This window comes from Brevibacillus sp. B_LB10_24 (genome assembly GCF_046036945.1).
Taxonomy (GTDB): Bacteria; Bacillota; Bacilli; order Brevibacillales; family Brevibacillaceae; genus Brevibacillus_C.
This window is the reverse complement of record NZ_JBJQOQ010000023.1, coordinates 12,821-33,772: the sequence shown is the minus strand read 5'-3', so window position 1 is coordinate 33,772 and position 20,952 is coordinate 12,821. Positions and strand designations below refer to the sequence as shown.

Sequence of the window (20,952 nt, the reverse complement as noted above, 5' to 3'; positions counted from 1 at the left end):
TCAAAATTCCCCCTTTCGCTCCTGGAAGTGCGTCGGCTTGTCAATCGTTATTCCTCCTGCGGCCACCCACTCTGCCGTCCAGTCAATCATCTGTCCCAGCGAGACGCGCGGATAACCGAGAAGTTGATGGGCCTTGGCCGCATTGCTGAGCAGCGCGGTCTCCTGTTCTTGGTTGACAAACACGGGTTCAACTCCAAACCTGTCGGCGAACTGTCCTGCCAGCCAGCGAACGGAAGCCGTTTCGGGCCCCGTTACATTCAACACCCGCGGCGGTGTGCTGCAAAGCGCCAGGCAGCGGAGGGCCATCTCGTTGGCGTCTCCCTGCCAAATGACGTTGACGTGACCCATGCCAAGATCAAGCGGACGCTGTTCAAACACAGCCTTGGCAATTTCCAGCAAAACGCCGTAACGCATGTCAATGGCGTAGTTCAGCCGGAAGTGAAGCATTGGTATATTCAGTTTTTGCGAAAAATAGGTGAAGATCCGTTCCCTGCCCAGGCAGGACTGGGCATACTCCCCGATCGGCTCAACCGATGCCTCCTCAGAAGGGCCGCCTTTTTGCAGCGGTGACAGCGGATACAAATTGCCGGTTGAAAACGAAACGATTCGAGAATCGGAAAACTTTTCTGCCACTCGGCCGGGCAGATACGTGTTCATGGCCCAGGTAAACGGCTCTTTGCCAATGGTTCCAAACTTATGGCCCGCCATAAAAACGACATTCTTTACGGCTGGCAGCTGGTTGAGCTGTTCCTCGTCAAGCAGGTCGGCGGCAATCGTCTCAATGCCGTTCGCCTCCAGCTCGGCTTGCAGCCCTCTGTCGGAAAAGCGGGAAACGCCGAACACACGTTTCGTCACCCCCGCCCGTTCGATCGCCCGTTTTGCCAGCTTGGCCAGACTCGGCCCCATTTTTCCTCCGACTCCCAGAATGACGATATCGCCGTCCAAGTGGGTCATCATGTCAATCAATCGTTCGGATGGTTCTGTCATCTTCAGCTCAAGTTCCTCAATCGTCTTCATCTCTGCTCCTCCAAACGTTTTTTTCAAAACAGTCTAACAACAATTGATGTAGGTCTATTTTATGTGGGCGGTCTGCTTGGAGACAAGTCTATAAAGCGTCTAGAATTCAGAGGCTGGTCCGCTTGTTCGCAAATAAAAAAGGTCCGATCGTCAAATGATCGAACCCATTGCCTTGCCAAACGCTACCCAATCGAACCAAGCTGTGCTTCTTTTCCTTTTTTTCATCGCGTAAGCCCCGAGCACTCAGATGTAATTGTCCACTTCGGAAAAGGAGACGCCCGGTGGCGAGCTCTTGTGCCCCAATAGTGAAGAACGGATTTTGTCGCCATCCCCAGGGTGCGGCTTACGAATTTCTCTCATACAAGTAAAACACATAGTCAGTCGGAACGCCTGCATACCCCAGCTGCCGCAGCATCGCGGTTATGTTCCCGCGGTGATACGTTCCATGATTGACCAAGTGCTGGATGATGTCGGCATAGCTGGCCATCAGCGTTCCGAATTGAGGGTGCGGATACGCTTTGACGGCATCCAAATCCTTATCAGCGAAAAACGATTGGTACCGATCGGCGATCCCGGCAAACAACTGCTCGATTTCCTCCAGACTCTTGCCTTCGGTCTCCTCTGTGATGCGGTTGTTTACAGCGACGATCTCCTCGTAGCTGGCACTCGACATGCCCAGGAGCCAAACGTTTTCCACCCGGTATATATGGACGAGCGCAGCAAACAGCGTGGGAAACACGCTTTGGATCTCTTGGTGAAGGACTTCTTGCGGCAATTCCTTTAGGTGCTGAAATACTTTTTGGTTGGCCCAGAGGTGGTAATCATACAACTCAAGCGCGTTGTGCTTCATCAAAATATCCCCTTTCACTTAGACATGTTCTCGGACATCCTCACCCTCATTATAACCTGCCTTCCCTGACAGCCGCGGTCAGGAAAGTTCAATTCTGATAGTATTGCAGCAGCTCAGAAGCAACGGCCACTAGTCTTTCTTTCAGCAGTGGCGGTTCCAGCACTTGTATCGCCTTGCCATATGGCATCAGAAAGTAAGGCAGAAAAGTGCGGATGGCCTGCTCCTCCAAACGAAAGTGGGCATGCTCCAAAGAGCGCTCCACCAGGGCATGTCCGAGCAGCCAATGCTCGCATAGATCGTTCAAGGCCTGTTGCCTGCCTTGTATCCGGATCGAAATGAGCTGTTCCGGGTTGTCTGGATCCGGCAACAAGTTTTTCAGGAAATCGCGCCTGGCCGAAAACTCTGCTGGTCGCTCAAAGGTAGAGTCTGTCCGGCACAGCTCCTGGATGCGGTCCACCCGAAAGCTGCGCACTTCCCCGCGAAGGTGACAGTACGCCATCACATACCATCTCTGTTTCCAGTAAACCAACCCGTAAGGATCAATCCGGCGTGTTTTGGCTGGTTCGCATCCTCGCTGGTAAGCCATTTGCAGCGTACGGCCATTTGCTACTGACACTTCGAGTTCCTTTAGGGTAGCTTCCAACTCCGTACGAACCGGGGGCTGGATGACGTCAAATCCCATCGTGTGCCGGTTGATTTGGTTTAATTGTTCTTGGTTGGCGTACATCTTCAGCTTCGTGACGGCACGAGTCAAGGCATCGCTAAAGGGATAGCCTGCCTCCTTGGCAAAGGTGGCGGCATGCATAATCGCTTTTTGTTCCTCCAGGTCAAAAACCAGCGGGGCTTCCGCAAAGTGATGGAGCAAACTGTATCCGCCATTGTGACCGGAATCGGACACGATCGGAACGCCGCTGGCGCACAACGCGTCAATATAGCGGTAAACCGTACGGACGTTTATCTCCAGCTCGTCGGCGATCTCACTCGCGGTCATTCGCTTTCTTTGTTTGAGTAACCATAAAATGGATAACATGTTATCAGCTTTTGCCATTCACCGAAATCCCTTCCCATATGCTTCAAATTGCCTCTGCCCCTTTCCTCCTCAGGCAGTCTCCTCTGATACTTATTGTATTGGCAATGGTAAAAAGATTCAATCACCGCCTCTTCTGCTGAGCCTCCCTCACAAAAGTTGTAAGACGATTTTGCATTTCTATTGGATTTATCGGTCGTCGCTGTTATACTTGTATTACAAATTCTATTTTTGAAAAGGAATGAAGAGCGTGACGATTCAATACGATTACCTCATCATTGGCGGCGGAATCGTCGGACTTTCCACCGGCTACTCCCTGCTGCAAAAATACCCGGCGGCCAAAGTTGCCATTCTTGAAAAAGAACCTGTACTCGCCTTCCATCAAACCGGACATAACAGCGGCGTGATTCACTCAGGGATTTATTACAAGCCGGGAAGCTTAAAAGCGCGCTTTTCCAGAGAGGGAGGAGAATTGCTTCGCGCCTTCTGCACACAGCATGAGATTCCCTATGAAATGTGCGGCAAAGTCATCGTAGCAACGGAGCAAAGCGAGCTGCCGCTGCTGCAGAACCTGTACAACCGCGGGCGGGAGAACGGCATTTCCCTGTCCCTGATCAACCAGGAGCAGCTGCGGGAAATCGAGCCCCATGCCTCTGGCTTGCAAGCCATTCACGTAAAAGATGCTGGCATCGTGAATTACAAACAGGTAGCCCAAGCATTTGCCAAAGTGATCCAAGAAAAGGGAGGCGATATTTTCCTTGGGACGAAGGCGGAGCAGATCAACGAAGGAACAGATGCGATCGAAGTGGAATGCAGTGGAAAAATTTACCGTACCCGCTACCTGATCAATTGCGCGGGCCTGCACTGCGACAGGATTGCGGCCATTCAGGGCCTGCAGACGAAGATGAAGATCGTCCCCTTCCGCGGAGAATACTACGAATTGAAACCGGAGAAGCAATATCTCGTCAAACACCTGATCTATCCCGTCCCCAATCCCCATTTTCCGTTCCTGGGCGTGCACTTTACCCGGATGATCGACGGGCACGTACACGCCGGTCCGAACGCTGTCTTAAGCCTGAAGCGGGAAGGCTATCGCAAAACGGATTTTGATTGGAAAGACTTTACCGAAGTCATGATGTATCCGGCCTTCTGGAAAATCGCCCGCCAAAACCTCGGAGAAGGCTGGAAGGAGATCGTCCGTTCCTTCAGCAAAACCGTGTTTGTGAGAAGTCTGCAAAGGTTGATCCCCGAAGTGCAAGCAGAGGATTTGGTCCCCTCGGAAAACGGTGTGCGGGCACAAGCGCTCACCCATGACGGCAAATTGGTCGACGATTTTCTCATCGTCTCCAGCAAACGCTCTATCCATATCCTGAATGCTCCATCACCGGCGGCGACAGCCTCTCTCTCTATCGGACGTTCGATCGCCGGGCAAGTTCCGGAACCGAACCATGCGCCAATATTACAGCTTACCCGTTAAGCGGAAGAGAGGCAGGCAGATGATGCAAAAGAAAGAGAAAATCTCGCAAAAAATTACGCGCGAACTGCTGGCCATGATTGAGTCGAACCAATTCCCCCCGGGGTCCAAGCTGCCTACAGAGCTTGAATTGGCCGGATTGTTTGGAGTCAGCCGCGTTCCGATCCGCGAAGCGTTAAGCGTGCTGCAGGCCCTGGGCGTGGTCACCTCCAAACAAGGGGGAGGCAGTTACGTCGAGGATGTTCTCCCCTCCCCGCTCATCCAGCATTTCTCCCTCCAGCACGCCGACATGGAAATGATCCGGCATTTATTTGAGATGAGGAAAATCCTTGAGCCGGAAGCAGCCGCTCTTGCTGCCTTGAGGCGGACATCTGAAGAATTGGAACGCATGCGTGAAGTACTGGAGTGGCTGGCAAGCGATTTTACCAGTGAGGATCGAACGGGGCAGGAAGCTGATTTCGAATTTCACCGTACCATGATACTGGCGACCGGCAATCCCATCCTGATCGACACCTTTGAGAGCCTTTCCTCCCTGTACAAAAAAGCCTTGTCACTCACCTTGCAGCAGAACATCGGGCTGGTGCGGAAGCGGCATATCGTCTTCAAGGAGCATGAAAGCATTTTTTTGGCAATCGAAGCGCAGGAGCCTGAACTGGCCAGGGTACAAACGGTTATTCACCTGAAAAATGTGGAAAAAAAATTGCTGTACTAAGCCGCATGCCAGCTTCAACTGGATGGGGATAGGGAACAATCCTGCTCGACACCCGAAGGATTCTCTATCTCCCTGCTGTACCTTCGCAGCAGTTCTTTCGTCGACATCGCGATCGTCTTGGGGATCAATTGACGGGCATTGGTTTGCAGGCGCTGTTTTCCCGATGGATGAAGCACAAGCAGGAGCATTCGCAGGTACATCCTGGTAAAAAAGGAGAGGATCCCCTTCGGCAATTCCCCTAAGGTAAATCCAAATTTTTTTGCCCCGCGATGGATCAGGGAAACTCCATATACGCCTTTGATATCGGGAAAGCTTGGATGCTGAAGGATGTAGTACAGTATTTTCGGCATGACCTGTTCGGTTGCGCGGATCATTTTGATGGCGAGCTGTACCGGCGATTGGGAACCCGTTGCCATCGCGTACAGCAAGCCATTGTCAAAATGAAGCTCCACGATCCGGTCTCCCCTGCGAATCTCCTCTCCATCGGACAATCGAATCGTCTCTCCCCGATAGACCCGGACTCTGACGTGTAAAAAACGGTTCTGCACATCAATGGGCTTCACCCGGAAAACCAGGTGAAATGCTTTCTCCCACTTCATCCACGCAAAAAGCAGCAAGCGCTTGCCCATATGTACCTGTGTCTCCCTCCCCTGTTCATGCAGCTGCATCATCTCGTCAACTCTCACACATTGATTGTCTTGCAGGGAGATCTCTTGAAAGACCTCCTCTAACGCCTCTATGGTATACTGCGGAGCATCGCGATCCGCTCCCCATGTGGTGCCGCTGTCATGCAAAAGGATGACGGCTCCTCCCCTTATCCTTTTCAACAGCCTTTTTTTTACAGCAAGGCTTCCCTTGCTTTTCCAATCCCTCGCCATCGTCGACCACAGCACCATGCGAAACTGTCTGCGCAAGCGAAAGTCAAGCAGCGTCAGCAGCCCCCATGGCGGACGGTAATAGATCGGTCTTTCGCCAGTAATCCGCTCGACAATCTCAACGGAGCGGTTTATTTGTCTGCGGACTTTCCAGGGAGCGAGCAGCCAATTTGGCTGGTGTACGTAGTTGTGAATCCCGATTAAATGCCCTTCTCGATGGATGCGGTGAATCAGCTCGGCATGCTTTTCTGCTTTTGAGCCGAGCACGAAAAAAGTGGCTTTGATCTTGTATTTGCCAAGGAGGTCCAATAACTGCGGCGTATAGTCCGGGTCGGGTCCGTCATCAAAGGTAAAAGCAACTTCGCGGCGAGCACGAGCCTTGCGAAACACACCGAAGCCGAAAACGAGCGACATGACTCCAGGAATCAAGCAATACGCGCATAACAGGAACAAAGATATCCACAGCACTTTCTCCATGATACCCCTTCCCCCTGCGATGTTGTTTATCTAACCCCTCTAACACAAAAGATATTTCTCGGTTAGAGCTTTCATGAAAAAAAGACCGGGCCTGCACTCGGGTCACTTGCGAAATTTTGCGATCCCGAGCAGGAACAGCGGAAGGAACAGCCCAACGGAAAATATGTACGGTATCCAGGTTTTCGTATCCCAATTTTGTTCGTAGGGTACATTGGGGAATATCACCAGGGAGAAGACGACCAGAATCATCCCCAGAGGAGGGACGAGGGGGCGGTAATTATTCAGTTCTAGAATTTGCGCCGCAGCTACAGCGATCCCGTACAGGTAAATCGTCAATCGAAAGAAGAATGTGATAAACCACATGATGGCTACGATCGCTTCGATTCGCTGCAGAAAATCCCCGATTTTGATTTTTTTGGCCAATGCATAGCTGGGAAACAGATGCCTCGTCGAAACATCAGGGCCAAGGACCAGCAGGCTCAACGTCACAATAAGCGTCAAGACGAGTCCGCCAATCAGATTGCCAAAGAGGAAAGCCTTACGAGCGGCGTTACCTTGATGTACGTAAGGAAAGATCATCAGCAAGATGATATCGGGCAGAATAGCGAAGCTCAGAAAGGAGATGACAGCCGTTATGATCGGTTTCACGCCATTATCCAATACGGGCTGCAGGTACTCAAAATGGATTTGCGGAACGGTAGAAAAAACCATGGCTCCGAATAATACGGCGAAGAAAGGAAACAGGATTTCGGCAGAACGAGCCAGGGTCTCAATTCCCAGGCGAGTTCCCAAAACAATCACAGCGACAAACAGGATATTCAGAGCGTGCACCGGAGTTAGCGGCATGACATGTGTCGTGAGAAAAAAGCCGACATAATACAGAGCGGTTGCGGCACCGGCAAAAAACAGACTGAGGATGAGCAAAAAAGAGACTGTTTTCCCCGCCCATTTCCCCAAGAGTTTTTCATTGATTTCCATCAGGCTCTTGCCCGGACAGATGTTTCCCACCGCACTGTACAGCCATACCAGGAGCAGACTTGCTCCCACCCCGATGAGCGCCGCAATCCAGGCATCTTGATGGGCAAACACCGACAAACTGGCAGGCACTACGAGAATGGAGCTGCCTATGGTAAACAGCGTGACGAGAACCGCAAATTGCCATGCAGATATTCTGGCTTTCTCAAGCATGGGTTTCCCCCTTTCCTACTTCAAAATTCCGAAAAGGAAATCGCTGAACGGTTTGTAGATGACAGCCATCCAATCAAGCGGGTTGGGAATGTGAATCTGCAACGTTTTGGCAATGCCCAAGCCGGTGCCTATGAGGAGTAAAAAGGAAAAAACGCACAACTCCCTTTTCTGCCCGCTTTTCCAAAGAGAGGGGACTTCGATAAATCCGATCGCGATGGCTGCTGCCAGTATCCCGATGATTATCCACATGCTGCAAGATGCTCCCCAAAAGTTTCCGCGAATTTTTCTTCATGCTTTGTAGTATAACCCGGGTTCTTGTTCGAAATCCGTTTGTTCGTTACGCTCCGCGGGAAAAAGCAAAGACTGGTGAGCAGCCACCAGTCCCTGATCTTTTATTTCTTATGCATTTTAAATTCCAGAAACAGCTCATTGTAATGGGCCAGCATCCGCTTGCCCAGGTTATCGTATACCTCCAGTTTGTCAGTTACGCTTGGATCCGGGTAAAACCGTTCGTCGCCGGCGATTTCTTCCGGCAGGTACTCCAGAGCCTTTTCGTTTGGCGTGGAATAGCCGACGTACTCGGCATTTTGGGCCGCATGCTCGGGATCGAGCATAAAGTTGATAAATGCGTGGGCTCCTTCGATGTTTTTCGCCGTTTTGGGAATCACCATATTATCAAACCACAGATTGGACCCCTCTTCTGGGACGACGTAATCCAGCTCATCGTTTTCGCTCATGATCTCCGAAGCGTCACCGGACCAGACGACGCCGACAGCCGCTTCTTCGTTGGCGAGCAGCATCTTGATCTCGTCCCCGACGATCGCTTTGACATTTGGCGTGAGCGCATTCAGCTTGTTTTTTGCTTCCTGCAGATGGGCTTCGTTCGTGTCGTTTAGCGAGTAGTGCAGACTGTTGAGGCCCATCCCGATCACTTCGCGGGCGCCGTCTACAAGCAGAATCTGATTGCGCAAATCCTCGTCCCAAAGGTCATTCCAGCTCGTAATCTCCTTGCCTCCGAGCAGCTTGGGGTTGTAGACGATGCCGACGGTCCCCCAAAAGTACGGTACGGAGTACTCGTTCTCTTTGTCGAACGACAGGTTTAAGAAGCGCGGATTGATGTATTTCAGGTTGGGAAGCTTGGAATGATCGATCGGCAGCAGCAGGTTCTCTTCCTTCATTTTGCTGATCGCATATTCGGAAGGGATAGCCACGTCAAATGTAGTGCCCCCTTGCGCAATCTTCGTCATCATCGCTTCATTCGAATCGAATGTCTGGTAAATGACCTTGATGCCGGTTTCCTGTTCAAACTGCTTAAGCAGGTCGGGATCGATGTAATCCCCCCAGTTGTATATCGTCAGCGTATTCCCGCTCGAGTACCCTTCGGTCGAATTGAGCTGGAAGGTCACGTATATCAGGACGAATGCGACGAGAAAAACCGCTGTGAACATCCGAACGAGCTGCTTCATTTTCTGACCTCCACTCCCTTCGGCCGGCTGTTTCGCTGATTAATGAAGTAGTAACCGATCACGAGTGCGATCGTGAACAAGAAGAGCAGCGACGAGAGCGCATTGACAGACAGGGAAATCCCCTGCCGCGCCCGCGAATAAATTTCGACCGACAGCGTAGAGAAGCCGTTTCCCGTCACGAAAAAGGTGACAGCAAAGTCATCCAGGGAATAGGTGAGCGCCATAAAAAATCCGGCAAAAATGCCTGGTGTGATGTATGGAAGTACCACTTTTGTCAATACATCCCATCGGCTCGCTCCCAGGTCGCGGGCGGCGTCGATCAAAGTCGAGCTCATCTCCTGCAGCTTTGGCAGTACCATGAGTACGACGATTGGGACACTGAACGCGATGTGGGACAACAAGACCGAGATAAATCCCAGTTTAATCCCGATGATCGTAAACAGGATCAGGAAAGAAGCGCCGATGATCACATCAGGGCTGACGATCAGCACGTTGTTCAGTGTCAACAGCGTCTGCTTTACCTGCCGGCGTTTGACCTGGTTGATTGCCAGCGCGCCTATCACCCCTAAGATTGTGGAGATTGCCGCCGACAAGAGGGCGATCACAAACGTATTTAAGACGATGATCAACAGGCGGGTATCGGCAAAGACTTCCTCGTACCACTCCAGCGTAAATCCCTCAAAATCGTGCATGGCACCGCCGCTGTTGAACGAGTAATACATCAAATAGAAAATCGGAGCATATAAGATGATAAAGACGACGACTAGATAAAGATTTGCAATTTTCCCTTTGATTCCCACCTTACATTCCTCTCCTCCGATTTCCTGTTGCAATCATGAAGACCGCCATCGCAATGATCAAGAAGACGGCAATTGTGGAGCCCATCCCCCAATCCTGCGTGACGAGAAAGTGTTGTTCAATCGCTGTGCCAAGCGTAATCACGCGGTTTCCTGCGATCAGCCGGGTGATCATGAACAAGGACAGAGCCGGAATAAAAACCGCCTGACAGCCCGCCTTTACCCCGTCCAGCGTCAGCGGGAAGATGACGCGGCGAAAGGTCGTCCAGCTAGATGCGCCCAGATCCCGGGCCGCATCGACGAGCGACGGATTCAGCTTTTCGAGCGCATTGTAGATGGGCAAAACCATAAACGGTATGAAGATATAGACAGAGACAAATAAAAAGCTGAAGTCGGTAAACAGGATTTGTTTTGTGCCAATTCCGAGCACTTCCAGCAAGGCATTCGCCGGTCCGTACGTGCCGAAGATGCCCAGAAAAGCATACGCCTTGAGCAGCAAGTTAATCCACGACGGCAAAATGATCAGCAGCAGCCATAGCTGCTTGTGCTTCAATTTCGTCAGCAGATACGCAGTCGGATAAGCGATTAGCAGGGAAAAGGCCGTAATGAGAAAAGCGTACCAAAAAGAACTGAGCGTCATTCTCAAATAGACCGGTGAAAAAAAATCGAAATAATTGCCCAGCGTAAGCTGTCCTTCTATATCAAAAAAAGAATAGTAGAGAACCAGCAGAATCGGCCCTATCACGAAGAGCAGGATCCAGAACACATACGGAATCAAAAACAGGTTGCGCGTTTTATTTTGCATGGCCGACCTCGTGATAGGCTTCCAAGCGCTTGTCGAACTCTTCTTCCGTTTCGCCGAAACGCATCACGTGGATGGCTTCCGGATCAAAGCGCAGCCCGATTTCATCGCCGACGGTGACTTTTTTGGTAGAGTGGACAAGCCATTCGTTCCCGTCCTCATCGTAACAGCAAATCTCGTAGTGAACGCCGCGGAATAGCTGCGAGTCCACGCGTACTTGAAGCTTGCCCTGGTCGCGGGAGGTAATCTCCAAATCCTCCGGACGGATGACGATCTCGACCGGCTCGCCCGGATGAAAGCCTTGGTCGACACATTCGAATTGTTTGCCGGTAAATTCGATCAGAAAATCTCTGATCATGTTACCCGGGATAATGTTGGACTCCCCGATAAAATCGGCAACGAAACGGTTGATCGGCTCGTCATAGATATCGGTCGGGGTTCCGCTCTGCTGGATTTTGCCTTTGTGCAGCACAAATATTTCGTCCGACATCGCAAGCGCTTCTTCCTGGTCGTGCGTGACGAAGATAAAGGTGATGCCGAGACGGCGCTGCAGTTCGCGCAGCTCATACTGCATTTCAGTGCGGAGCTTCAAATCGAGCGCAGACAGCGGCTCATCGAGCAGTATCACTTCCGGTTCATTGACGATCGCCCGGGCAATCGCTACCCGTTGGCGCTGTCCTCCAGACATTTCTGTAATTTCCCGGTTTTCGTAGCCGTCCAGATTGACAAAGCGGAGGGCCTCCTTCACCTTGGCGCTGACCACGTCGTTTTTCAATTTTTTTATTCGCAAGCCAAAGGCTACATTTTCAAACACATTTAAATGAGGAAACAAAGCGTAATCCTGAAACACCGTGTTCACCTGACGCTGGTTGGCCGGGAGGTGGTTGATCAGCTTGCCGTTAAAATAGATATTGCCTTCAGTCGGTTCGGTGAATCCGGCGATCAAACGGAGAATCGTCGTTTTGCCGCATCCGGAAGGTCCGAGCAGCGTGTAAAATTTGCCCCGCTCGATCTCAAAGCTCACGTCATCCAGGACAGCCGGATCGTTATCATACCGCTTGGTGACGTGCTCAAAGCGAATAATCGAATGTTCTTTCATCTAGCCCTGCTCCTTGTTGAATAATAAAGTGCTTCCACCCTGATGAATGTATGAAACCCTCATTATTATAAATGATAACAGCAAAACTGCAATCGTAAATTTTCAGGGAGATTTGTTTGTTTCTCATTCACGTATTAAAATGGAAGGATATCCTCGAAGATTGGAGCAGTCAATCAATGAGAAAATGGCCATTTATCGTCGTCTTGACGATCCTCATCATCACAGCTCTATTCGTTCCCGCACTCTCCGCTCCTTACGTCCAAGTGGCCGTGGATGGGCAATACGTGTCATTCCCGGATGAACTGCCGTACCTCGACACCCATTCCAGCCGCACGATGGTACCGGCCAGATTTGTCGCGGAGAAGCTGGGGGCCCGGGTCCAGTGGAACGGACAATTGAATCAAGTGATCTTTACATACAAAGACCAGACGATACTCCTGCCGATCGGCCAAAACCGCGCGCAAGTCAATGGTAAAGAGAAGTCCTTTGATGCCCCCGCAGTACTTAAGAACGGGAGAACCATGGTACCCCTGCGCTTTGTCAGTGAAGTCTTCGGGGCCAAGGTCAGCTGGGTTGAGCAACGAAATCTGGCTGTCGTAACCACGGCGGGGCATGCGGAAGTGGTTCCGTCCGCCCCTGAAAAAGGCACCTGGATCTGGAATACGAAAATCATTGAAGCGGATCAAGACAGCTTTTTCCGTTTTGCCCGTGACAACGCGATCACCGCGATCTACCTTCACGTCGACAAGGATGTGAATCCGAAGGCGTATCAAAGCTTTATCAGCCGTGCAGACGCGCAGCAGATAAAGGTAGAAGCCCTTATCGGCACCCCCCGGTGGGTTTTTACCAGCAGTCAGGACCAGATAAAGGACTACATGACCTGGGTGAAGCAGTATAATGCATCCGCAGATGCCAACGAGAGATTTGTCGGGCTGCACTTCGATATCGAGCCCTATTTGCTGGACGAGTGGAAGAACAACCAGCGAATGGTGATCGAACATTGGATGGACAACATGCGCTTCATCGAGAGCGAAACCAAAGGGACCGGTCTGAAAGTAACGCTGGATGTGCCGTTCTGGGTTCACAAGATCAAAATTCCCGACTCCACCTACACGTTGAGCGCCTGGCTGCTGGAGAAGTTTGACTGTCTGGTGCTCATGGATTACCGGAATTTCGCCTTGGGGAATGACGGGATTGTCGAAAATGCGAATACGATTTTAAAGGAAGCTTCTACTTTGAAGAAGCAAGTGATCGTCGCAGTGGATACCGCAAAAAGCACGGAAGGGGAAAGGACGACATTCTTCTCTTTGAACACAGATGCGATGGAGCGGGAATTGCAAATCGTCAGGGGGCAGCTTTCACGGTTTGCCAGCTTTGCCGGAGTCGCTGTCCACGACTACAAAAATTGGACGGCACTGGATCAACAGCCCCGTCCATAAGCTCCCTGTTATATCCCCTCCCTCTCCTGTGCTTACGGGTCATCCGGATGAATCTGGACGGACAGATCTTCGTTCGCCTCCAGCTTCAACCCGTGCCCGCCCCAAATCCGCTCAAGGGTACATCTGAACTTGCCCCCTCTAATGAAAATGGAGCGCTGCTAACCCGTCTGGGAATCAGCAGCGCTGCTGTTTTGTATATGTACAAAGCTGTTGCGTCCGTTTGGAGACGAAAGCTGTTCTCCGCTATCCGCCAATAGGAGCTTCTCCCCGCATTGAGACCCGGGAGGAGGCTCTTTCTTTTTTGAAATGCGCTTTTCCCGTGTTGACACAGAGAAATTTTATGTAGTAGTATTCTGTTATACCACTAATGATCAAGAAAGGAGGATCGTGATTTGATCGATGAACTTCGTAAAATTGGTTTGTCGGATTTGGAAGCGAGGTGTTACATGGCGCTTCATAAAGAACCAAACCTTTCCGGTTATGAGGTTGCGAAACGGGTATCCGTGTCACGAACCAATGTTTACGCAGTGCTGCGCTCTCTGACTGAACAAGGTATTTGCCGGGCGATCGAGGGAGATCCCGTGCTGTACGATGCGGTTCCGATTGAACAATTGGTTCGAGCGCTGAAATCCGATTTTGAAAAGACTGCCCAAAAGCTGCTGCAAGAGCTGAAAAGTCCCCCCCGGACTTCCTCTTCTTTTTACACCTGGCAGGGTGAAGAACCGTTGAAAAAGACCATTCATCGGCTGATTGCCAATGCAGATCAGCACATCATCGCAGATATCTGGTCGGAGGATGTGCACTGGGTCGAACAACCGCTGCTCGAAGCCCAGCAGCGCGGGGTTGCCGTCACGATCATCACCATCGGTGACAGCCACACTCCCCTGCAGGATGTCGTCGTCCACCAGCGCAGCGAAGAATGGCAGCAAATGGCATCGCGCAAGTTTTCCCTTTTATGTGATGCCAAACATGCGCTGATCGGCAGCTTTACAGCCGGACTGAAGCTTTCGGCGCTGGAAACGGATCATCCGGCGGTCATCGAACTGTTGCAGAACGCATTTTACCACGATGTCGTGATGGAACGAGTCGAACGTGACTTCGGCGACGACCTGATCGGCAAGTATGGAATCGGTTATCACAATATCATTGAGAAGTACAGGGAAAGGTTCTAGCTTATCCCCTTGTTTTCGCTCAATTTTTAGTAGTATTTAATAATACGACTTATTAACTTTTGGCGATCCCCTGACCAAATCGGTCTTAGGACAAACGACAACTTTCATAAAAGGAGCATGATCAAAATGACACAATTCAAAAGGGAAGTATTCCAGGAACTTTTCTCACAAGTTGGCGACAGGCTGCTGCAAGATTACGGACATCGCGAAGCCCCGCTTGACCGGCAAGAGATGTTTGCGCGGTTTTTGGCGGCGAATGCCTGGGCCGCCGATGAAGTAAAGGCAGTCCTGCAGCGGGAATATCCTGAGGTGCAGCGCTTTTATTCAGACCTCGATGCGGATCGGCAAGACCCGCAGCCCCTGGGTACTTGTTGGGTCCTCGACCTGATTGACGGCGGGTTTCATTTGCAACAGGGATTTGCTTTCTGGTCGATGTCCCTTTGCCTGGTTGAAGACGGGACGCCGGTCTTCTCGCTGGTGTACGATCCGAACCGCCGGGAGTTCTTTCACGCGATCCGGGGCAAAGGCGCTTACCTGAACGGCAAGGCCATCCATGTCGCCGGAAAATCCGACTTGCACAACGCCTTGCTGATGACGGCCCCGCCTAGTTTTGCAGAGGAAGAGCCCTTGCTAACCAAGTCCACCATTGACGGAATAGGCAAGCTGCTTCCGCGGGTATTCGCCATAAGGATGTTGGGCTCTGTGGCCCTTCAACTGGCCTACGTGGCTAGCGGCAGAATGGATGGGTATTGGGAATTCGGCGAGGATAACTACGATCGGTTAGGAGGAGCCCTGCTCATCTCTGAGGCGGGCGGCCGCGTAACGGATATCTCGGGCCGAGAGTTTGCCCTGGGGAGTTCAGGTATTATCGCGAGCAATGCCTCGTTAAGCGGACAAATCCGAAAGGTACTGCAAAGCTGATTCGATCCGTCCTTTCCGATATAAAGCCATGAGCGATCACGAGCCAAAAATCCGGGACTCCCTGTATACAGGAGCTGTCCCGGATTCCGTCGTTCTCGACGCCATTTCTGCCGACAATCCCAATCCGGCTGCGAGTAGCGACGCGGAGCTGTTCCGCGGAAAACAGCAAACGGTCTCCGACTGATTTTTCGAATTGTCTAGGTTCCAATAACATAAAGAAAGCCTCCTTATCCTTTTTCTGGACAGGAGGCAGAGGAAAAGACACAGAAGTTTGTATTCACGTTACCGTTTGACGCTATTCCCTCTGTGCCGCCGGAACTTTCAGCAACGGCAGCATGATGATGACGCCAACGATAAACAACACCGTGGCGGCTTCAAACATCGCCATCAGCGAGAATACCGATTTCAGCCAGCCGGAGACGCTCATCGTCAGGATCATGGTGCCCATGAAAACAGGGTTTAAAATGCCGTTGACCCGGCCGACGAAATCGGATTCCGTATTTTTTAGAATCATCGTGTTGATGCCGATGGAGATGCAAGGCATGGCCAGGCCGCCGATGAATTGCGCCGTCAGCGTCAGCCACAGTTGTCCTGACAGCCCCATCACGAGGAAACCGAAAGCACTCATCGTCATCCCGATCATGAGCAGCTTAAGCGGCGAGACCTTTTTGGCCAATCCCATCACCAGGATTCCTCCCAGGATCATCGCTGCCCCATTCGCCGCCATCAGCCATTGAAGCTGTTCTTTTGGCAAGCCGAGCCGCTCGGTGACAATAAAGACGGACAACGGTTGGATCAGGCCGATCGCCAGACCGGCCGCCGCAAAACAGCCGCCTAGCAAGGTCAGGGTACGGCTTTGCAGCACATAACGGAATCCCGCCTTCATTTCCTCCCAGATCGTCTTCTCTTCCCGCTGCTCGTGGGTCCGGTCAGGCGGAAGCAAGAGCAGCACGACAGCCGACAGTAAAAAGGCAATCCCCATGGCCCCGATCGCAATATCAATGCCGTAATGCTGGTAGACGAACGTGCCGATGACAGGTCCGAGGATCATAAACAAGGCGAAAATCGTCTGGTACATGGACATTCCCATTTGTATCAATGTTTCCGGAACATGCAGCTTGAACAACTTCATCCCCGACGGCTGGGAAAACTGCGACAGGATGGACGAAACCAGTGTCGCAAAGAATATGGCTTTCCAACTTCCGAATACGAGCGTCAGCAGCACGGCAAACACCGACACGGCGCTGAGCAGATCACACCAAACCATCGTCCGCTTCGGCCGCCAGCGATCGGCGAATGTGCCGCCAATAAACGAAAACAAAAAGATCGGCGCATATTCAGCCACATAAATGAGCGAAACAGCTACCGGATCGTGGCCGCCTGTCTTTTCCATGACAAATAACAAAATAGAGTAATTGCGAACCCAGATGCCGATCTGCAGAAAAAAGACGGAAAGCAAGATGGTGCGGACGACTCGGTTGCGAAACAAGTCAACCATTGAAGCTTTTGATTCTGTATTTGCTGTCATACGATTCCCCTCTCTTTTTTAAGCCGGATCGGAAGCTGTCCCTCGATCCAGCCGGTAAATATTTGATGCGCCGTTTTATGCAAGCATCGTCAGCCCCTCCTTATTCCATGACACAAAAAGACGTCGGATGATCCGACGCCTGTTTCCGTGAAAAAAGACGCCGGTATCATTCCCGGCGTCTCTTCACAATCAAAAAGACGCCGGCTTCCCGACGTCTGTCTTTGCGGATTCACATACTTTGTTAGGCTCGCAGCGTCCGCAACTGATCAGTCAAGTCGCAGACACGAAGCGTACACCAAAGGCACAGAGTGATCGGGATGGTTTTTTTGTATGTGGTTGTCGGTAAAAGCTGCATCTGTGATGTGAATAAAACCAAAATCCCAAACCATTGTCTGTTACCTCCTTCTTTTGGTGTAAAAAAAAGTTATTACTTGGTAATGCAAAGTATAGTATGACCTTTGGTTGTGTGTCAACAAGAAATCCATAAAAAATTTCACCTTTTTATCAGGAAACCGGCTGCAAAATCCAGGGAGGAGCGCCGCGCCAGGCCCTTCCTCCCTGTTCACCAACGATACACAGCCGTCATGGCGCCGGGGTAAACGTGATCTTCTCCTCCTTTCTGCGGAACCACGGTCCCCTGCCGGTAAACAGGAACGGGATGTAGACGATGACACCGACGCCGACAGCAATCCACAGCCAGGTTTCCCAACTGTGTGCGGCCACGACGATCGGTGCGGCGAAGTAGACGGTAAGACTGACGACCCGGCTGGCAAAGCCGAACAGCCCCCAGGCCGACGACTGCAGGGAAGCCTTGACGTCTTCGGCGTTTTCCGAAAACAAGGCGCACCACGGTCCGTAGGCGATTCCGATCAATCCGCCAAGCAATGACGTATAGATCATCATCTGTCCTTCCGGCACCTCCGTACCGAATAGGGAAATGAAGAAGATCATGTAGATGGCAAACAGTACAGCGCCTGTCAGCGAAACGATTTTCCGCAGTTGGAGGCGGTCGGATATCCATCCGGCCAGCAGCAGCGTAAATAGGTTAAAGAGCCAGAAGTATTTGGCGATCGAGGCAGCCTGATGGGCGTCGTAATGGAAGGCGTCGACGAGCAGCTTGGTGCCGAAGCTGGCGATTGTCATGTAGGTGAGCAAAAACAGCGTGATGCCGATACAGAGTGTCCAGATGTGAGGATAGCGGAGAATTTCCCGCATTTTCGGGGTATTCTCCGTGGAGTCCGTAGGCGAGGGGCTTTTTTCATTTTGTGCTTCCATTTCTTCTGTGCTATGGATAATTCGCGAACGCAGCTTCGGCGACAAATCGGCAATATTGAATAAGATGACGATCGACGAGAGCAGGGCGATCGTGCCGCCGATGACAAATTGGGACTGCCACACGTGAAAAATCGGAAGGGTCCAGCCCGCCATCGCGTTGGCGAAGAAGTTGGAACCGACCGGACCGAACGTCCAAAAACCAAAGGCAAGCGCTCGGCCCAGCCGCGGCGAAAAATCGCGCACCAGCCCTGCCGTGGTACCGACTGCAATTCCATCGACGAAGGCGAGGATGATCCGCAGAACCAACAGGTGGGACAAGGTTTCCACCAAAACCATGGCGTAGACGCAGACACAGGTCAAGAACAAGCTGGGCACCAGAAATTTGACCCGTCCGTAGCGGTCGGCCAAGGGAGCGAAGAGCAGCGCAGACACCGCAGATGCCAGTACGGAGCACGCCGAGACCATCCCGTACTGTGCCAAACTGATGTTGAGATCATTTAAAAGAAGCGGCAGCACGGGTGCGATTTGTGCCTCGTAGGAAGCGATAAAGTTCGCCAAAATCGCGATGAACAACAGCCATACCCGACGCCCGCCTGTTGGATATACCGTCAGTTCCCGGGATAACAACCCAGAAAAATTCGCCATTCACACCGCCTCCTGTTATCAATAGGTCGCCTTCCCCCATTTGATGAGCGCGTCCAAAGCTTCCACCTCGGCACCGTGAACCCGCAATGGATTAATTTCCAGCTCCTGCAGACGGTCGGAGACGGAGAGGGCCGCCCGGGTGAGCCGGTAGATCGCATCTGCGACCTGCTCCACATCGGCTTTGACTCCGCCCCGCACGCCTTTCAACAGCGGAGCGCCGCGGAGTTCCTCCAGCATGGCCACGATCTCTGATCGGTCTACGGGAAGCACGCGCAGGCTGGTATCCTTCAACACTTCGACAAAAACCCCGCCAAGTCCGACTGCCAGCACCAATCCCCACAGCGGGTCTTTGACCACCCCGACCAACAGCTCTATACCTGCCTGGCGCATGGGGCTGACCAGGATTCCCTCTACCCGGCTGCCTGGGACCCTCCGTTCTGCATTCATTCGAATGGCGCGGTACGCTTCCTCTACCTCCTGCACCGTCCGCAGGTGCAAGCGGACACCGCCGATGTCGCTCTTGTGGGGAATGTCCCGCGACTGCACTTTCATTGCTACAGGCAGGCCCAGCTCCAGCGCGGCCTCGATCGCTTCGCGGGGACTGTTGGCCAACAGGCCGGGAACGACCGGCACCCCGTGCTGCTGCAAGAACTGGCGGGCCTGATACTCCGACCACTCCCCAGTCCCGTACCAGTCATCGCTTGTTTTGCTGACTCCTACCTGCTCATCGTCGGCGGAATCCCGACTTGCCCGGTACTTCTCATGCCACCAGAGCGCCTTGCCGAGCGCAGTCATGCCATGCTCCATCCCGCCGACAAAGTGTAGGCCGCAGTGATCGACTACCTCGCGCCCAAACGGGGTGATGTCGATGCCGGTATTGGTGACAAGGACGATCGGCCGTTTTGACTCCTTGACGATTTGCGCCAATCCCTCGTACTGTTCGTAGACAGGAGCGGTGTCCTCCGGAGGCACCCGGGGCGGATCGGTCAAGCAGAGAATAAAGTCGAGGCCGGGATCGTTCGTGACAGCCTGCAGAGCTCGCGGAAGCAAAGTCCTGTCGACGACAACGTACCCGGTCACATCCAACGGGTTGTGAACGGTAGAGAAAGCCGGAACGATCTGCTTCAACTCATCCACAATCTCCGGGGCGAACGGTGGCAGGCCGATGCCCTCGTCCTGGGCGCGATCGGACAGGATGTCGCAAGCCCCTCCGGACGGGGTCACCACACCCATCCGCCGACCGGGGAGCGGCCCTGTATAACCGAGCAATCCGGCAGTCGTGACAAGATCTTCAAGCGAGCTGACCCGGATGACGCCAAGCTGCCGGAAGACGGCATCGTTGACTGCGTCGTCGCCCACCAGGGCCCCCGTATGTGCCATCGCCGTTCGGGCGCTTTCTTCACTCCGCCCAATTTTCAGCGCGACGACCGGTTTTCCGCACGCCAGGGCTTTGCGGGCGACGCGGGCAAACTCGTCGGGCTGGCGGATCGATTCCAAAAACAGGGCGATCACCTTGGTCGCTTCGTCTTCGATCAGATAGTCGATCACGTCTGTTGCCGAGATCATCGTTTCGTTCCCCATCGCAACCAGGAAGCTAAGGCCTACGTTGCGGGCCTGCGCCAACGTCATGATCGAGCTGGCGAGGGCTCCGCTCTGCAGCACGACTCCGACAGGGCCTGCCGAAAGCGGCGGTGTGATCGGCAGCCCGTACGGCGTCAACTGTGCGGTTACGTTGATAAACCCGTTGCCGTTTGGCCCCAGGATGAGCTGGTCATGCGCCTCGGCAAAAGCGAGCAGCTCGCGCTCCAATTCGCTTCCTTCGTCTCCGATCTCGCTGAACCCCGAAGTTAGCAGCACCAGGTTGCGGATGTTTTTTTGCGCGGCTTCGTTCATCACCTGCATGATCTGACTCGTCGAGACCATGACGTAAGCCAGATCGACCGGCCCCTCGATGTCCAGCAGCGACCGATACGCCTTTTGACCGTGAACGATATCTCGATTGGGATTGACGCAGTAAACCTCACCGGAAAATTGCAGGCTCTTCAGGTTGCCAAACGTAAACACCGACCAGCGGGACTTATCCGTCGCGCCGACGAGAGCGATATGTTTCGGGTTGAAAAACTGGCGCAATCGCTCTGGGGAGACGGCCACCTTCGCTTTCAATCCAATCACCTCCGTTTTAATCCGC

Annotated in this window: 19 protein-coding genes; 6 read left to right on the top strand and 13 right to left on the bottom strand. The window is 52.5% G+C overall.

Going from position 1 to position 20,952, the window contains the following annotated elements; translation table 11 throughout:
• From ACI7RC_RS18975 to ACI7RC_RS18965, 3 genes are all read right to left on the bottom strand, one after another.
• Entirely contained in the window at positions 1-1,017 is a 1,017-nt protein-coding gene (locus ACI7RC_RS18975; protein ID WP_408109782.1) for an NAD-dependent epimerase/dehydratase family protein, read from the bottom strand.
• A gap of 343 nt (positions 1,018-1,360) precedes the next feature.
• The gene (locus tag ACI7RC_RS18970; protein WP_408109781.1) at positions 1,361-1,867 is read right to left on the bottom strand and encodes a DinB family protein; all 507 of its coding nucleotides are present in this window, start codon (positions 1,865-1,867) and stop codon (positions 1,361-1,363) included.
• A gap of 88 nt (positions 1,868-1,955) precedes the next feature.
• Positions 1,956-2,915: a helix-turn-helix transcriptional regulator gene (locus tag ACI7RC_RS18965; RefSeq protein ID WP_408109780.1), complete on the bottom strand. Its 960-nt coding sequence runs from the start codon at positions 2,913-2,915 to the stop codon at positions 1,956-1,958.
• Between the two features lie 229 nt (positions 2,916-3,144).
• On the opposite strand from ACI7RC_RS18965, the gene lhgO reads away from it, so the two are divergent.
• Both lhgO and ACI7RC_RS18955 read left to right on the top strand, forming a co-directional pair.
• Entirely contained in the window at positions 3,145-4,371 is a 1,227-nt protein-coding gene (gene lhgO / locus ACI7RC_RS18960) for an L-2-hydroxyglutarate oxidase (protein ID WP_408109779.1), read from the top strand.
• A gap of 19 nt (positions 4,372-4,390) precedes the next feature.
• Positions 4,391-5,080, top strand: coding sequence for a FadR/GntR family transcriptional regulator (locus ACI7RC_RS18955; protein ID WP_408109778.1), 690 nt, complete (start codon positions 4,391-4,393; stop codon positions 5,078-5,080).
• Positions 5,081-5,094: 14 nt separating this feature from the next.
• Here ACI7RC_RS18955 and ACI7RC_RS18950 read toward each other — a convergent pair whose 3' ends face one another.
• The 7 genes from ACI7RC_RS18950 to ACI7RC_RS18920 form a co-directional block, all read right to left on the bottom strand.
• Entirely contained in the window at positions 5,095-6,432 is a 1,338-nt protein-coding gene (locus tag ACI7RC_RS18950; protein WP_408109777.1) for a polysaccharide deacetylase family protein, read from the bottom strand.
• A 102-nt stretch (positions 6,433-6,534) separates the two neighbouring features.
• Positions 6,535-7,620 carry a GerAB/ArcD/ProY family transporter gene (locus ACI7RC_RS18945; RefSeq protein ID WP_408109776.1) on the bottom strand — a complete coding sequence of 362 codons (1,086 nt, stop codon included), beginning with the start codon at positions 7,618-7,620 and terminating at the stop codon, positions 6,535-6,537.
• A 15-nt stretch (positions 7,621-7,635) separates the two neighbouring features.
• Positions 7,636-7,869 (bottom strand): hypothetical protein, encoded by a 234-nt coding sequence (locus ACI7RC_RS18940; RefSeq protein ID WP_408109775.1) that lies wholly within the window; start codon positions 7,867-7,869, stop codon positions 7,636-7,638.
• 143 nt (positions 7,870-8,012) lie between these two features.
• Positions 8,013-9,086, bottom strand: a complete 1,074-nt coding sequence (locus tag ACI7RC_RS18935; RefSeq protein WP_408109774.1) for an ABC transporter substrate-binding protein — start codon at positions 9,084-9,086, stop codon at positions 8,013-8,015.
• Complete coding sequence (locus tag ACI7RC_RS18930; protein ID WP_408109773.1) at positions 9,083-9,886, bottom strand: ABC transporter permease; 804 nt, start codon at positions 9,884-9,886, stop codon at positions 9,083-9,085. Before ACI7RC_RS18930 ends, ACI7RC_RS18935 begins: the two co-directional genes overlap by 4 nt.
• A gap of 1 nt (position 9,887) precedes the next feature.
• Positions 9,888-10,688, bottom strand: coding sequence for an ABC transporter permease (locus tag ACI7RC_RS18925; RefSeq protein WP_408109772.1), 801 nt, complete (start codon positions 10,686-10,688; stop codon positions 9,888-9,890).
• A complete protein-coding gene (locus tag ACI7RC_RS18920) occupies positions 10,678-11,784 on the bottom strand; it encodes an ABC transporter ATP-binding protein (RefSeq protein ID WP_408109771.1) in 1,107 nt (368 codons plus the stop codon). The genes ACI7RC_RS18925 and ACI7RC_RS18920 overlap by 11 nt, the downstream gene beginning before the upstream one ends.
• A 176-nt stretch (positions 11,785-11,960) precedes the next feature.
• Here ACI7RC_RS18920 and ACI7RC_RS18915 point away from each other — a divergent pair, with 176 nt between their 5' ends.
• The 4 genes from ACI7RC_RS18915 to ACI7RC_RS18900 all read left to right on the top strand — a co-directional run bounded on the left by ACI7RC_RS18915 (position 11,961) and on the right by ACI7RC_RS18900 (position 15,500).
• Positions 11,961-13,223 carry a copper amine oxidase N-terminal domain-containing protein gene (locus ACI7RC_RS18915; RefSeq protein ID WP_408109770.1) on the top strand — a complete coding sequence of 421 codons (1,263 nt, stop codon included), beginning with the start codon at positions 11,961-11,963 and terminating at the stop codon, positions 13,221-13,223.
• Between the two features lie 392 nt (positions 13,224-13,615).
• A complete protein-coding gene (locus ACI7RC_RS18910; RefSeq protein ID WP_408109769.1) occupies positions 13,616-14,395 on the top strand; it encodes a TrmB family transcriptional regulator in 780 nt (259 codons plus the stop codon).
• A gap of 126 nt (positions 14,396-14,521) precedes the next feature.
• Positions 14,522-15,316 (top strand): inositol monophosphatase family protein, encoded by a 795-nt coding sequence (locus ACI7RC_RS18905; protein WP_408109768.1) that lies wholly within the window; start codon positions 14,522-14,524, stop codon positions 15,314-15,316.
• Positions 15,317-15,344: 28 nt separating this feature from the next.
• Positions 15,345-15,500, top strand: a complete 156-nt coding sequence (locus ACI7RC_RS18900; protein ID WP_408109767.1) for a hypothetical protein — start codon at positions 15,345-15,347, stop codon at positions 15,498-15,500.
• Between the two features lie 111 nt (positions 15,501-15,611).
• On the opposite strand, the gene ACI7RC_RS18895 is transcribed toward ACI7RC_RS18900, so the two are convergent.
• The 3 genes from ACI7RC_RS18895 to ACI7RC_RS18885 form a co-directional block, all read right to left on the bottom strand.
• Positions 15,612-16,844, bottom strand: coding sequence for an MFS transporter (locus ACI7RC_RS18895; protein WP_408109766.1), 1,233 nt, complete (start codon positions 16,842-16,844; stop codon positions 15,612-15,614).
• 582 nt (positions 16,845-17,426) lie between these two features.
• A complete protein-coding gene (locus ACI7RC_RS18890) occupies positions 17,427-18,764 on the bottom strand; it encodes an MFS transporter (RefSeq protein ID WP_408109765.1) in 1,338 nt (445 codons plus the stop codon).
• Positions 18,765-18,782: 18 nt separating this feature from the next.
• Positions 18,783-20,927 carry an acetate--CoA ligase family protein gene (locus ACI7RC_RS18885; protein WP_408109764.1) on the bottom strand — a complete coding sequence of 715 codons (2,145 nt, stop codon included), beginning with the start codon at positions 20,925-20,927 and terminating at the stop codon, positions 18,783-18,785.
• Between the last annotated feature and the right edge of the window lie 25 nt (positions 20,928-20,952).